We start from the raw sequence: 13693 nt of genomic DNA on the forward strand, positions 1-13693 counted from the left end.
CCGGGCCATTATCCCGCTTCGGGGCGTTCCTCCACCAGTCGTTCAAGTGCTTCGGCCGCGATGGCGAAGGATCTGCGCCGCGCCTCGGGATCGTGGATCATGCCGCTGACCATCAGTTCGTCGGGGCGGTGCGCCTTGATGATTGCGGCGAGTTCGCGCTCGACCGTTGCGGGGGCGCCGGTGGCGGATACGGACAGCGCCTGCTCGGCCTGGGCGAGGAACCCCGGCGCGATCTCGGCCGCCGGGTCGGCGATCGGGTGCGGCAGTCTGCCGGGCTTGCCCATGCGAAGGCGCGCAAAGGACAGCAGTTGCGACGAACGCAGGACGCGCGCCTCTTCATCGCTCGGCGCGGCAAAGACGTTGGCGGCGATCATCACATAGGGCCGGTCGAGCCAGGGCGAGGGGCGGAACTGGTGCCGGTATGAGGCGAGCGCCTCTTCCAGCAGCATCGGCGCGAAATGCGAGGCGAACGCATAGGGAAGCCCGAGATGCGCCGCAAGCTGCGCGCCGAACAGGCTCGATCCCAGGATCCAGACCGGCACATGGGTGCCCTGACCCGGCACCGCCTGCACCTTGGCATCTTCGGGCGTCTCGCCCAGATAGCCGAGCAGTTCGACCACATCCTGCGGAAAGCTGTCGGCGCTTTCGAAATACCGCCGCAATGCCCGTGCCGTGGCCGTATCGGTGCCCGGAGCCCGCCCGAGCCCGAGGTCGATGCGCCCCGGAAACAGGGTGGCGAGGGTTCCGAATTGCTCGGCCACCATGAGCGGCGCATGGTTGGGCAGCATGATCCCCCCGGCGCCGACCCGGATACGCTCTGTCGCGGCGGCCACCTGTCCGATCAGCACCGCGGTCGCGGCCGACGCGATTCCCGTCATGTTGTGGTGTTCGGCCAGCCAGAAACGGTGATAGCCCAGCCTTTCGGCATCGCGGGCAAGATCGAGCGTTGCCGAAAGCGCGGCGGCGGTGGTCGATCCCTCCGACACCGGCGAGAGGTCGAGCAAGGAATAATATCGCATGAAAATCCCCTTTGGTTTCCCCTGATCTAGGGGCGGGGGCGCGCCGTGCCAAGCACGGGCCGGCAGGCGGCGGGACGGGCGCTCCGGCCGGAGCGCCCCGGTTCCCCTCGTGCCGGGTTCAGCCCGCGGCGGCGCGGAACGCCTGTTCCAGGTCGAGGATCAGGTCATCCGGGTCTTCGAGCCCGACCGAGACCCGGATCAGCCCCTCGTTCACGCCCGACAGCTTGCGCGCGGCTTCGGAAACGCCCGAATGGGTGGTCGAGGCCGGATGGCAGACCAGCGATTCCGACCCGCCGAGCGACACCGCAAGCTTGAAGATGCGCAGCCCGTTCAGGATCCGGAAGGCAAGCGCGCGGTCATCCTCGACCACGAAGGAAAAGGTCGAACCCGCCCCCGTGCATTGCCGCGCGAACACCTCCCGCGCCGCCGGGTCGGGGTCATGAAGCGGATGCATGAGCCGGCAGGGGATCATGCCGTTCTCCGCCAGCCACCCGGCGACCTTGCGCGCCGACTGTTCGGCCCGCTCCATGCGCAGCGACAGGGTTTCGAGCGAGCGCCCGATCATCCAGGCCGAATGCGGGTCGAGCTGCAACCCGTAGGTCGATCGCGTAAGCCGCACCGGCCGCAGCATCTCTTTCGAGCCGGTGATGCCCCCGGCCACGAGGTCGGAATGCCCGCCCACGTATTTCGTCAGCGAATAGACGCAGATATCGACGCCGTGTTCGAGCGGTTTCTGGAACACCGGCCCGAGCATCGTGTTGTCGCAGACGATCACCGGGCGCTTCCCGTCCCCCGTCCAGTCATCCACAACCCGGCGGATCATGGCGAGGTCGATCATGGCGTTGGTCGGATTGGCGGGCGTTTCCAGGTAGATCATGCGCACCGGCCCGGCCTGTGCCCCCTGCTCGAGTGCCTCGCGCAGGCCGGACTCGCGCAGCCCGTCGGTGAAGGAGACCGAATTGACATGCCACTGCGCCATCACATCCTCGAACAGGGATGCGGTGCCGCCATAGAGCGGGCTGTAATGCACGAGCGTGTCGCCCGGACGCAGATAGGTCAGCGCGACGGCGCTGATCGCGGCCATTCCCGACGCGGTGACGAGCCCGGCCTCGGCCCCGTCGCAAAACGCGAGCCGGTCCTCGACGATCTCGCTGTTGGGGTTGTTGAAGCGCGAATAGACCAGCCCCCCCGCGCCCATGCCTTCCGGCGGGGGCTTGCGCCCGGCCACCACGTCGAAGAAATCGGCACCCTGCTCGGCGGACTCGAACACGAAGGTCGAGGTCAGATAGATCGGCGGCTTGACCGAGCCCTCGGACAGGGACGGATCATAGCCGTAATTGGTCATCTGGGTGGAGGGATGAAGTTTGCGCCCGGCCAGATGGGTGCGACGGAAATCCCGACGTGTCATGTGGAAAGCCTCCTTGTGAACGCGGGCGGGGCGGGCTCCGGCGGGGCGCGCCTCGTCAGCGGCCGAAGCTTAGCGCGCTCATGGGGCCGGTGCCAGAGCCTCGCCGGGCGAAAACACAATGCCGTGACAACGGTTGCCGGATACCGCCGGCGCCGCGGCCGATGCGTTGACGTTGCGGCCGCCACCCTGCAAAAGTTTGACTTTTGACCTCCGGTTTGGTCATACCCGGTTCCTGAGCATACCGATAGGAAATGCCCCATGATCAAACGCCTCATCATCGCCGTTGTCGTGCTGGGACTGGTTGCCGTCGGGATTATCGGCTTCGAGATGTTCCGCAGCCAGGCCATCAAGGATTTCTTTGCCGGCAACAAGCCCCCGGCGACGGCGGTTCCGATCTATGATGTCAGGCCGCGCGCCTGGACGCCGGTGGTGTCGGCGATCGGCACCGCGGCGGCGGTCCAGGGCGTCGACCTTTCGGTCGAGGACGCGGGCATCGTCAAGGAGGTCGGCTTCAAGGCCAATGACCGGGTCGAGGAAGGGCAGCTTCTGCTGCGGCTCGACGATGGGGTGCAGATCGCGGATCTGAACGCGGCGCGCACCCAGGCGCGGCTGGACGAACAGGCGCTGGAGCGGACGCGGGCGCTGCGCGAGCGCGGCGTGTCCTCGGGCGTGACCCTGGACGAGGCGCAGGCGCAGGCCGATTCCTCCTTTGCGCAGGTGGCCAAGCTCGAGGCGGTGCTCGCGACCAAGCGGCTGCGCGCGCCCTTCGGCGGGATCATCGGCATCCCCGCCGTCGATCCGGGCAGCTATGTCTCTCCGGGTACGGTGATCGCGACGCTGCAGGATGTCGATCAGCTGCATGTGGATTTCAAGGTGCCCGAACAGCAGTTCGCGCTTCTGGCGATCGGGCAGGACGTGCGGGTCGGCCCCGAAGAGGGGTCGCTTTCGCTCAAGGGCGAGATCACGGGGATCGACCCCAAGATCAACCCGGCGACCCGGCTCGTCTCGGTGCGGGCGAAGGTCGAGAATGGCGACCCGACGCTGGTTCCCGGACAGTTCGTGCAGGTCGAGGTGCATCTCCCGCGCGAGACGGGCGTGCTCACCATCCCGCAGACGGCGCTGGTGACCAGCCTTTACGGCGATCACGTCTTTGTCGTCCGCCCGGGCGAGGACGATCCCGAAGTGTTCGAGGCGCGGCAGGTGTTCGTGACCGCCGGGCGCCGTTCCGGCGGGATGGTCGAGATCGTGAAGGGAATCGAGCCCGGCAATATCGTGATCACGGCCGGCCAGAACCGCCTTTCGAACGGCACCGTGGTGAAGCCCGACAACAGCGTCTCGCCGGAGGTGGACGATGTGGGGCAGGCTGAGGACGACGAGGTCGAGGGGGAAACCCGCATCGACGAAACCCCCGACGGGACAGAGCAGGGCGGTGACGGCGACACCGGGGCCGGTGCGGACAGCGGCACGCAAGAGCCTGTGGGCGGCGGCGCCGACGAGGGCGACGACCTGTCCGAGGAGGACCGCGGAGCGGACGGCGCCGGTGCGGATGATGCAGAGGCCGATCCGAGCGAAGCGGTGCAGGAATGAGCATTTCCGACATCTTCATCCGCCGGCCCGTTCTTTCGACGGTGTTCGGCGCGCTGATCATCCTTCTCGGGGCGCAGGGGTTCTTCAACATCTCGGTGCGCGAATATCCCGAGGTGGACGAGACCGTTGTCACGATCACCACCATCTATCCCGGGGCGAGCGCGGAACTGATCCAGGGCTTCATCAGCGAGCCGATCTCGAATGCGGTCTCGACCACCGAGGATATTGATTACGTCACGTCGGAATCGCGCCCCTCCGCCAGCACCGTGACCGTGCACATGGAGCTTGGCGCCGACCCGGACGCGGCGCTGACCGAGGTCATGTCCAAGGTCCAGGAGGTGCGCAGCGAACTGCCGCAGGATGCCGAGGATCCGACCATCGTCAAGGGAACGGGGCAGAATTTCGCCACGCTCTATCTGGCGATGCAGAACCCGAACATGAACGCGGAAGAGCTGACGGAATACATCGACCGGGTGATCCGTCCGCGCATGTCCACGATCGAGGGCGTGGCCGAGATCCAGATCCTCGGCGCCTCGGAATATTCCATGCGGGTCTGGGTCAACCCGCTGAAGCTCGCATCGCGGGGCCTGACCGCGGCCGAGGTCATGGAGGCGATCAACGCCTCGAACTTCCTGGCCGCGCCGGGCAAGACCAAGAACGAATTCGTCGCCTATCCGATCACGGTGAAATCGACACTGCAGACGCCCGAAGCCTTTGGCGCCATGCCGCTCGGGCAGAGCGCGGAGGGCGACGGTGTCGTGCGGCTGCGCGACGTCGCCGAGGTCGAGATGACCGCCAAGAGCACCGACACGATCGTGAATTTCAACGGCGAGAGCGGCGTGTTCATCGGCGTGTCGCCGACACCCTCGGCCAACCCGCTCGACATGACGAGCGCGGTGCTGGACGAGGTGCCCGCGATCCGCAATTCGCTGCCCACGGGCATGACCATGACGGTCATGTATGACGCGACGGAATCCATCGCCGCCTCGATCGAGGAGGTGTTCAAGACCATCGCCGAGGCGGTTCTGGTGGTGGTGCTGGTGATTCTGCTGTTCCTCGGATCGCTGCGGTCGGTTCTGATGCCCATCGCCACCATTCCGCTGTCGCTGATCGGGGTCGGTTTCTTCCTGTTCCTGGCGGGTTATTCCATCAACCTGCTGACCCTGCTGGCCATGGTGCTGGCGATCGGGCTTGTGGTCGATGATGCGATCGTCGTGGTCGAGAACATCCACCGCCATATCGAAGACGGGTTGACGCCAAAGCAGGCGTCATTCGTCGGCATGAAGGAAATCGCCGGGCCGGTGGTCGCCATGACGATCACGCTCGCCGCGGTGTTCGCGCCCCTGCTGTTCACCGGCGGATTGACCGGAGCGCTGTTTTCCGAATTCGCCGTGACGCTTGCGGGGGCGGTCATCATCTCGGGGCTGGTCGCGCTGACCATCACGCCGATGATGTCGGCGCGGCTTCTGACCAGGGGCGGCGGCCGCTTTCAGGCGACGATCGACAACATCTTTGAGAAGCTCGCGAACTGGTACGAGCGCCGGGTGTCGTCTTCGCTCGATTTCCGCCCGGTGACGCTCATTCTGGTGGTGGTGCTGCTCGGGCTGACCGGTTTCATGTTCGTCAAGACATCAAGCGAACTCGCCCCCGAGGAAGACGTCGGCGCGCTGTTCGCGATGGTGAACGCGCCAAGCTATGCCACCGCCGACTATACCAATCTCTACGCCACGCAGATGCGCGACCTGACCAAGGATCTGCCCGAACTGCGGCTGGATTTCCAGGTAACGGGCATGGGGGGGCAGACCAATTCGGCTTTTGCGCTCTGGGCTTTCAACGACTGGGGCGATCGCGACCGTTCGCAGCAGGAGCTGCAGGAGGATATCCAGGGCCGCCTTGCCGGGGTTTCGGGCGTTGAACCGCTGGTCTTTTCCCCGCCGAGCCTGCCGGGCGCGGGCGGCGGCCTGCCGATCGAGATGGTGATCCAGTCCACCGGGAGCGTGGATCGCGTTTATGAGGTCGCCGAGGAAATCAAGGAACGCGCCGAGCAGACCGGGCAGTTCATCGTCGTGCAGAACTCGCTTGCCTATGACCAGGAAGAGGTGGTCGTGACCATCGACCGCGACCGCGCGGCGGCGCTGAACCTGCCGATCCGCGAGATCGGCAATACACTCAGCCTTCTGGTCGGGGACGGCACCATCGCCCAGTTCGACCGCGAGAGCAGTTCCTACGACATCATCATGCAGGTGCCCGAGGAATACCGGGACAACCCCGAGCGGCTGGGTGAATTCTTCGTGCGCAGCGTGACCGGCGACATGGTGCCGCTTTCGGCAGTGGTGACGATCTCGACCGATGTGACCGCCAGCACCATCGAACAGTTCGACCAGTTGAACTCGGCCACCATCTCGGCGCTGCCGATGCTGGGTGTCACAACGGGCACCGGCCTTGCGGAACTGGTCAGCATCACCGAAGAGGTCATGCCCGATGATTTCTTCATCAACTATTCCGGCCAGTCGCGCCTCGAGATCCAGGAAGGCAATACGATCCTGCTCGCCTTTGCCCTGGCGCTGACGGTGATCTATCTGGTGCTCGCGGCACAGTTCGAAAGCTTCCGCGACCCGCTCATCATCATGATGTCGGTGCCCCTGTCGATCTTCGGTGCCATGCTGCCGCTGTTCTTCGGGCTTTCGACGCTGAACATCTATACCGAGGTCGGATTGATCACGCTGATCGGGCTGATCACCAAGCACGGCATTTTGATGGTGGAGTTCGCCAATCAGCAACGCCGCGACCACGGGCTGGACCGGGCAGCGGCGATCGTTGCGGCGGCGCGCACCCGCCTGCGGCCGATCCTGATGACCACGGCGGCGATGGGGCTGGGCGTGGTGCCGCTGATCCTGGCCTCTGGTGCCGGTGCCTCGGCGCGCTATGCCATGGGGCTTGTGATCTTTACCGGCATCATCATCGGCACCATGTTCACGCTGTTCGTCGTGCCGATGTTCTATACGCTGATCGCCAAGCGCGAACTCAGGGCCGAGACCGAGGACGACCGGCCGCCGGTCAGCGCCACCTGACCGGGCGCACCGGCAACGCCGGGCGCACGCTCAGCAGAGAAAGGCCCGGATCTCCTCGCTCCGGGCCATGGTGTCGCTATAGCCGAGGTCGATCAGCGCACCGATATAGCTCGGCTCGAACAGCAGATAGCTCAGCAGCCGGCCGTCGCTCCCCCAGGAGCCGATCGAACGCATCAGGAACCGCATCGACAGCGGCAGTTCGCCGGCATGCCTGGTGGCGATTCCCCGCAGGTCCTTGCTCGGCAGGAGCATGAGCGATTCGATCCGCCGCAGCGGGCTGCGCCGCCGGGCGCGCTCGTCCAGAAGCGCGACGGTCTGGTTGACCCGCGTCAGCCGTTCGTGGTCGGCGTCGAGATTGTCGTTGAAGAGAATGTCGAGCGCATGGCCCACGGTTTCCCCGAGGCTCGGGCTCGCATGGGAGCGGGCGGGCTTTTCGTCGGGTTCGCGGTCACGGCTGGCGACCACGAGGATACGGTCCGCACCCGCATGGATCGCCGGGGAAAGGGGCGAGGTCAGGCGCAGCGATCCGTCGCCGTAATGGCTGGTGCCGATCTTGACCGGGGCGAAGACGAAGGGCAGGGCCGATGAGGCCAGCAGATGCCGCGCGGTGATGCGCGTGCGCTCGCCGCGGCGGCGGGCGCGGCGCCAGGGCTCCAGATCGGGATGCGCCTGGAAGAAGGTGACCGCGCTGCTTTCCTCGTAGCTCGAGGCGGTGATGCAGAGCGCGTCGAGCGCACCGCAGGCGATTGCGCGGCTGATGTGGTCGGGGTGCACCTCGCCCTCGAGCAGCCGCGCGAGCGGGGCATTGTCCAGCAGCGACACCGGCCGCGGCCCGTCGCGGACACCGCCGATCAGGAAGGAACCGAGCCAGCGCAGCCCGGCGAAAGCCAGCGAAAGCGTGTGGGTCTCGTAGACCGAGGTGCTGTGCAGCCCGCGCCAGAGCGTTTCGAGGCGCTGCACGCTGCGGGGAAAGTGGGTCGCCCCGGCAGCAAGCGGCGCGGCGTTGATCGCCCCGACCGAAGATCCGCAGATGATCGAAAACGGAGAGCGGCGCCGTGGTGCGAGTTCGGCAATCGCCAGAAGCGCCCCGACCTGATAGGCGCCCCGCGCCCCGCCGCCCTGAAGAACGAGCGCGCTTCGCGGGCGGAGGTCGGAGCGGAGTTGCAACATCGGGCCGCTGGTCCTTGTCTGAGCCGTTTCCTTCGACGGTGACAAGGCTGGCCCCTGATTGCAAGCATTTCATGAATGCAATCAGGGGCTTCGCGGGCCGGGCGGGGCGGTGCCCCGCATCAGGTGCCGGCGGTTTCTTCCTTGGATGCGGGCGCGGGCAGGCGGCGCCAGGCGATATAGGACGTGCCGGCCACCAGCGCCATGACGGGGATCAGCAGCGCCGCCGCGAGCACCGGATCGGCAAACAGCGCCGCAACGGATCCCATGACGAGCCCCGCACCCATCTGCATGAATCCCATCAGCGAGGAGGCCGCCCCGGCGATGCGGGGAAAGGGCGCAAGGGCTGCGGTGGTCATGTCGGGCATGACGAACGCCACGCCGAAGGAATAGATGCCGATCGCCCCCATGATGCGCAGCAGCGTCGGCGTTCCCCAGAGCAGGGTGACGAAGGCCAGCCCGCCCGCGGCGATGAAGCCGAGCCCCGGCGCCACCAGCCGCGCGGCGCTGTGGCGTTTCATCAGCTGTCGCACGGCGAGCGAGCCGAGAAAGAAACTGCCGGTCTGCAGGATCATGGCCATGCCGAACTGGGCCGGGGTAAAGCCGAGCTCTCCCATCAGGATGAAGGGCAGGATGGTGGCCTGCGTATAGACCGCGCCAAGCGCCCCGGCGATGGTCAGCGCCGCATACATGAAGTGCCGGCTGGTGACGAGTTCGCGATAGGAGCGACCGAGCGCACGCAGCCGCAGGCGGTGAAAATCGGCAGCCACGGTTTCCTGCAGGCCGAAATGGGTGACGATGACGATCAGCGCGCCAAAGACCGTCATGACGAGGAACAGCACCTGCCAGCCGGCATAGGTGACCAGAAGCCCGCCGATGGTCGGCGCCAGGGCCGGCGCTATGGCCAGGATGATCCCGATCAGGTTCATGATCCGCGAGGAATCATCGCCCTGGAACTGGTCCCGCACGATCGCGCGCGAGATCGCAATGCCGGCCGATGCGCCGACCCCCTGCAGGAATCGCGCCGCCAGGAACACCTCGATCGAGGGGGCGAGCGCCGCAAGCAGGCTCGCCGCGCCGAATATGCCCATGAAGGCGGTGATGATCGGGCGCCGCCCGAGCGCGTCGGAAATCGGCCCCGCGATCAACTGGGCAAAGGCGAAGCCCGCAAAATAAAGCGTGAGCGTCATCTTGACCATGCCCTGGGTGGTGCCGAAGGCATGGACGATTTCCGGCATGGCCGGGGTATAAAGCGCCATGCCCACGGGTCCGATCGCCACGAACAGGGCACCGATCAGGCTGACGCGCAGCGCGCTCATCCGGGGCGCGCTGGACGCGGGTAACATGGTCGTGTCGGCAAGGCTCATCTGGTACCTCTCGTTGCGGCGCTCTGCCGTGCCGCGATCTGGTTGTTGCGTATGTGCCGCAGGCTGTTGCGCAGCGCCTCCCATTCGGTTTCGGGCATGGCGCCACGCATCACCGCCCGCACCTCGTCGCCGATGGTGCGCAGTTCCTGCAGCAGCGGCGTGGCGGCTTCGGTCACTTCGACCACCTTGCACCGCCGGTCATCGGGATCGGGAATGCGCCGGATCAGCCCGGCCGCCTCGAGCCCGTCGAGGAACACGGTGACGCTCATGCGACTCTGCCCCGAGAGTTCGGCGAGGCAGTTCTGCCGGATCGGCCCGTGCCGGGCGACACCGGCAAGGGTGCGCGCCTCGCCCGCGGTGATGCCGAGTTCGGCCGCACCGACCCGGGCCTCGAATTCGGCACGGGTCATGCGGGCGATGTCGATCAGAAGGAAAGATGTGCTTTCCGGGTCGATGAGCGGTTTCATGGAGCGTCCTGTATTGTTGTGATCATATATAGTAAGTGACATATACTATATAAGGGAAATGATCGCGGTGCCGGCGCAGAAAGACGGCCTCATGGAGTGAACCGGGATGAATCAGGGCAAGTCGGCTGCGGATCAGCTTGCGCGCAGGGGCAGGATGAGCGTTGCGGTCTCGCCGCCGCCCGCGCGCGGCGCGAGCGCAAGCTCCCCGCCAAGGCGCCGGGCCGCAACGGTGACGATCGCCAGCCCGAGCCCGCTGCCCTGCCGGTTGCCATTCGCACCGCGATAGAACCGCTGGGTGATGCGGGCGCGTTCCTCGTCGGCGATGCCCGCGCCCCGGTCCATGACCAGAAGCCGCAAAACGCCGCCCTCGCGCTGCAGGGCAAGGTCGACCGTGCTGCCCTCCGGCGCGGCGGCCAGTGCATTTTCCACGAGGTTGCGCAGCGCGATCCGCAGCAGCCCGCCATCCGCCACCGGGGCGGGCGGGCCCTCGGGGAGGTCGGCGCGGATGTCGACCGCGCGGGACCGGGCCGTGCGGGCCAGGTCCGCGGCGACCTCGCGCATGATGGTTGCGGCATCGGCCGTGACATCGGCGGCGGTGCTGGCCTCGGCGCGGGTCAGGTCGAGAAGCTGCCGCACGAGCCGGTCGGTGCGATCGACCCCGCCTGCGATGCGGGCAAGCGCCTGGTCGCGGATCGTTGCCTCATCCGTCGCGGCGGCGATCTGGGCCTGGGTCCGCAGCCCTGCGAGCGGGGTCTTGAGCTCATGCGCGGCAAATGCGGTGAAATCGCGCTCGCGTTCCCGCGCGGTTGCCACACGCGCGAAAAGCCCGTTCAGCGCCGCCGCAAAGGGGCGCAATTCGCGCGGGCGCGGGGTTTCGAGCGGGCTGAGGTCGCCCGCATCGCGGGCCGAAAGCGCCCCGGCCATGCGGTCAAGCGGCGCCAGCCCCCGCCCGACGCTGATCCAGATCAGCCCGGCCAGCGCCGGCAGGATCAGCAGCGCCGGCAGGATCAGCCCCTTGATCACATCCGCAACCAGCCGGTCGCGCACCGCGATGCTGTCGCCGACCATGACCCGCAGGCCCAGTTCCTCGTTCACGACCACATGCACGCGCCAGTCGGTGCCATCCACCGAAGTGTTGAGAAACCCGGTCTCGGCCCCCGCGAGCCGCGACAGCGGCGCCCCTTGCGAGCGCCCGACCAGCCCGCCTTCGAGGCTCCAGATCTGGCAGGAGAGCCGGTGCGAATAGGCCGGCTCGGTCATGTCACGCGGCGCGGTGGCGATGTCCGCGGCATCGGCGATGTCGATGCGCCCGTCCGACAGCAGCGACGAGACCATCTGCGCGGCTTCGGCAAGGCGCGCATCCAGCACCCGGCGCAGTTCGGCACGGGTGGAATACTGGATCCAGAGCACCCCGGAAAGCCAGACGACCCCGGTTGCGATCATCAGGATCAGGAACAGGCGGAGCCGGATCGAGGTCACGCCGGATCCTCGGCCGCCAGCCGGTAGCCGACCCCGCGCACCGTCTCGATGAAGCGGCTTCCGAGCTTGGCGCGCAGGTTGTGGATATGCACCTCGACCGCGTTGCTTTCGACACCTTCCTGCCAGCCGTAAAGCCGGTCTTCGAGCGCGGCGCGGTCAAGGATTGCGCCGGGGCGGTCCATCAGAGCCGACAGGATCGTGAATTCGCGCCGGGAAAAGGCCAGCACCCGTCCGTTCATCGTGCCCTCCATCCGTGCCGGGTCGAGCGTGAGCCCGTTCCACTGCGGTTCCGCGCTTGCCCGCCCGCTCGCCCGCCGCGACAGCGCCCGCAGCCGCGCCGCCACCTCGTCCAGGTCGAAGGGCTTGCCAAGGTAATCATCCGCCCCCGCGTCAAGCCCGGTGATGCGGTCGTTCACCTCGTCAAGCGCGCTCAGCATCAGCACGGGCAGGGCGGTGCCTTCCCCGCGCAGCCGCGCCAGCAGATCGCACCCCGAGCCGTCCGGCAGCATCACGTCAAGCACCATCGCGCCGAAATCACCCGCTTCGAGCGCCGCGCGCGCATCTTCGCAGGTGGTGACGAGTTCGGGCGTGAAGCCCTTGAGCCGCAGCCCGACGCTCAGGCCGTCCCCCAGTGTTTCGTCGTCTTCGACAATCAGAACCCGCATGACCACTCCTTGATCGGTGCCGCAGGGTCGCGCCGCGAGCTTAAGCCTCTCTTAAGGCGGGGCCGGGAGAGAGGCCAGACAAGGTGGAAACCCATGCCCCCAACCGCTTTGGGCCGACGCATCGGTGCCGGGCCGGGGAGGGGGCGCGAACAAGGAGAGCAGAGCGATGAACCACGGGCACACGAGGCGCGGTCTGATCCGGCTGGCCGCGGCCGGCGCGGCGGGGCTGGCCATGCCGGCGCTGCTGCGGGCCGGGCCCGCAACCGGACAGGCGAAGGAAACGGCGCGCCGCAACGCGTCGAGCTTCCGGATGCAGGACTGGCGCGATCATTTCGACGAACTCGGCCGGGTGACGCTGGTCTGCGACACGCAGTCCCGCGCGGTGCATTACTGGAGCGCCGACGGCGAGGATTACCGCATCTATCCGACCTCGGTCCCGATGAGCGAGGAACTGACCAAGCGCGGCTATACCAAGGTCGTGCGCAAGCGCATCGGCCCCGACTGGACCCCGACGCCGAGCATGGTCGAGCGCAACCCCGATCTGCGTTACATGCCGCCGGGGCCGGACAATCCGCTGGGCACCCATGCGATGTACCTGTCCTGGCCGGCCTATCTGATTCATGGCACCCATGATACGCGCAAGATCGGGCGGCCGTCATCGGATGGCTGCATCGGCCTTTACAACGAGCAGATCGAGGAACTGTTCGGGATCACCCCGGTGGGCGCGCAGGTGCGGATCATCTGATCATCGTGCCCGTCCGGCGTGAAACCCGTCAGAAAAAGGCCCCGGCAGCGTCCGGGGCCTTTTTGCATCACGTGGCGGCCCGGCGGTCAGCCCCGGGCGCGGGACACCGCGCGCGCCAGCGCCTCGCCGTCCATCGCCCCGCTGTAAAGCCGCCCGCCGATGATATAGGCCGGCGTTCCCTGCAGGCCGAGCTGTGCAGCCTGCGCGCCGGTGCGGCTCATCAGCGCGTCCCATTGCGCCCGCCCCTGCCGATAGGACCGTTCGAGCGCCGCCGGGTCGAGCCCGGCCTCCGCCAGCGTGCGCCCGATCAGCGCCTCGGTCAACTGGCCCGGGGTCGCCATGAGCGCCGCATGGGCGGTTTCATAGCTGCCGGGCTCCACGCCGCCCAGAACAAGCTGGCTTGCCTTGATCGAGGGCGCGCCGAAAATCGGCCAGTCCTTCATGACGAGGCGGATATTGCCGTCCCGCGCCACGAGGTTCATCAGCGCCGGATGGCCCGTCTTGCAGAACGGGCACTGGTAGTCGAAGAACTCGGCAATGGTGACATCGCCATCCGCGTTGCCGAGCACCGGATTGTCGGCGTCCTGCAGCATGTCGTCGAGCGTCGCCTTTTGGCGCGGGCGCAGGGCGAAACTCAGCAGCGCGCCGGTGCCGAGCAGCGCCGCGCCGGCGGCACCGGCGCCCAGCAGCATGGTTCTGCGGTTGATATGGCTCATGG

The 13693-nt window shown here is 67.2% G+C and carries 11 protein-coding genes; 3 read left to right on the plus strand and 8 right to left on the minus strand.

Annotated features, from left to right (window positions below; genetic code table 11):
* Positions 1-8 precede the first annotated feature (8 nt).
* Both B0B01_RS09205 and B0B01_RS09210 read right to left on the minus strand, forming a co-directional pair.
* Complete coding sequence (locus B0B01_RS09205; protein ID WP_076649586.1) at positions 9-1019, minus strand: LLM class flavin-dependent oxidoreductase; 1011 nt, start codon at positions 1017-1019, stop codon at positions 9-11.
* A 118-nt stretch (positions 1020-1137) separates the two neighbouring features.
* The gene (locus tag B0B01_RS09210) at positions 1138-2427 is read right to left on the minus strand and encodes a cystathionine gamma-synthase family protein (RefSeq protein WP_076649587.1); all 1290 of its coding nucleotides are present in this window, start codon (positions 2425-2427) and stop codon (positions 1138-1140) included.
* 258 nt (positions 2428-2685) lie between these two features.
* Here B0B01_RS09210 and B0B01_RS09215 point away from each other — a divergent pair, with 258 nt between their 5' ends.
* Both B0B01_RS09215 and B0B01_RS09220 read left to right on the plus strand, forming a co-directional pair.
* Positions 2686-4014, plus strand: a complete 1329-nt coding sequence (locus B0B01_RS09215; RefSeq protein ID WP_076649588.1) for an efflux RND transporter periplasmic adaptor subunit — start codon at positions 2686-2688, stop codon at positions 4012-4014.
* The gene (locus B0B01_RS09220) at positions 4011-7085 is read left to right on the plus strand and encodes an efflux RND transporter permease subunit (RefSeq protein ID WP_076649589.1); all 3075 of its coding nucleotides are present in this window, start codon (positions 4011-4013) and stop codon (positions 7083-7085) included. The genes B0B01_RS09215 and B0B01_RS09220 overlap by 4 nt, the downstream gene beginning before the upstream one ends.
* A gap of 30 nt (positions 7086-7115) precedes the next feature.
* On the opposite strand, the gene B0B01_RS09225 is transcribed toward B0B01_RS09220, so the two are convergent.
* From B0B01_RS09225 to B0B01_RS09245, 5 genes are all read right to left on the minus strand, one after another.
* Positions 7116-8255 (minus strand): patatin-like phospholipase family protein, encoded by a 1140-nt coding sequence (locus tag B0B01_RS09225; RefSeq protein WP_076649590.1) that lies wholly within the window; start codon positions 8253-8255, stop codon positions 7116-7118.
* 119 nt (positions 8256-8374) lie between these two features.
* Complete coding sequence (locus B0B01_RS09230) at positions 8375-9619, minus strand: multidrug effflux MFS transporter (protein WP_076649592.1); 1245 nt, start codon at positions 9617-9619, stop codon at positions 8375-8377.
* Complete coding sequence (locus B0B01_RS09235) at positions 9616-10086, minus strand: MarR family winged helix-turn-helix transcriptional regulator (protein ID WP_076649593.1); 471 nt, start codon at positions 10084-10086, stop codon at positions 9616-9618. The genes B0B01_RS09230 and B0B01_RS09235 overlap by 4 nt, the downstream gene beginning before the upstream one ends.
* Before the next feature lie 132 nt (positions 10087-10218).
* Complete coding sequence (locus tag B0B01_RS09240; RefSeq protein ID WP_076649595.1) at positions 10219-11565, minus strand: ATP-binding protein; 1347 nt, start codon at positions 11563-11565, stop codon at positions 10219-10221.
* On the minus strand, positions 11562-12230 hold the full coding sequence (locus tag B0B01_RS09245) for a response regulator (RefSeq protein ID WP_076649596.1): 669 nt from the start codon (positions 12228-12230) through the stop codon (positions 11562-11564). Before B0B01_RS09245 ends, B0B01_RS09240 begins: the two co-directional genes overlap by 4 nt.
* 166 nt (positions 12231-12396) lie before the next feature.
* Between B0B01_RS09245 and B0B01_RS09250 the strand changes: the two genes are divergently transcribed.
* Positions 12397-12975: a L,D-transpeptidase gene (locus B0B01_RS09250; RefSeq protein ID WP_076649597.1), complete on the plus strand. Its 579-nt coding sequence runs from the start codon at positions 12397-12399 to the stop codon at positions 12973-12975.
* Between the two features lie 86 nt (positions 12976-13061).
* Here B0B01_RS09250 and B0B01_RS09255 read toward each other — a convergent pair whose 3' ends face one another.
* On the minus strand, positions 13062-13691 hold the full coding sequence (locus tag B0B01_RS09255; RefSeq protein ID WP_076649598.1) for a DsbA family protein: 630 nt from the start codon (positions 13689-13691) through the stop codon (positions 13062-13064).
* Between the last annotated feature and the right edge of the window lie 2 nt (positions 13692-13693).

This window comes from Pontibaca methylaminivorans, assembly GCF_900156525.1.
In the GTDB taxonomy this organism is placed as follows: domain Bacteria; phylum Pseudomonadota; class Alphaproteobacteria; order Rhodobacterales; family Rhodobacteraceae; genus Pontibaca; species Pontibaca methylaminivorans.

Excerpts from the sequence above, each read along its gene's own strand:
- B0B01_RS09205 (WP_076649586.1), bottom strand. The coding sequence starts at position 1,019 with ATGCGATATTATTCCTTGCTCGACCTCTCGCCGGTGTCGGAGGGATCG.
- B0B01_RS09210 (WP_076649587.1), bottom strand. The coding sequence starts at position 2,427 with ATGACACGTCGGGATTTCCGTCGCACCCATCTGGCCGGGCGCAAACTT.
- B0B01_RS09215 (WP_076649588.1), top strand. The coding sequence starts at position 2,686 with ATGATCAAACGCCTCATCATCGCCGTTGTCGTGCTGGGACTGGTTGCC.
- B0B01_RS09220 (WP_076649589.1), top strand. The coding sequence starts at position 4,011 with ATGAGCATTTCCGACATCTTCATCCGCCGGCCCGTTCTTTCGACGGTG.
- B0B01_RS09225 (WP_076649590.1), bottom strand. The coding sequence starts at position 8,255 with ATGTTGCAACTCCGCTCCGACCTCCGCCCGCGAAGCGCGCTCGTTCTT.
- B0B01_RS09230 (WP_076649592.1), bottom strand. The coding sequence starts at position 9,619 with ATGAGCCTTGCCGACACGACCATGTTACCCGCGTCCAGCGCGCCCCGG.
- B0B01_RS09235 (WP_076649593.1), bottom strand. The coding sequence starts at position 10,086 with ATGAAACCGCTCATCGACCCGGAAAGCACATCTTTCCTTCTGATCGAC.
- B0B01_RS09245 (WP_076649596.1), bottom strand. The coding sequence starts at position 12,230 with ATGCGGGTTCTGATTGTCGAAGACGACGAAACACTGGGGGACGGCCTG.
- B0B01_RS09250 (WP_076649597.1), top strand. The coding sequence starts at position 12,397 with ATGAACCACGGGCACACGAGGCGCGGTCTGATCCGGCTGGCCGCGGCC.
- B0B01_RS09255 (WP_076649598.1), bottom strand. The coding sequence starts at position 13,691 with ATGAGCCATATCAACCGCAGAACCATGCTGCTGGGCGCCGGTGCCGCC.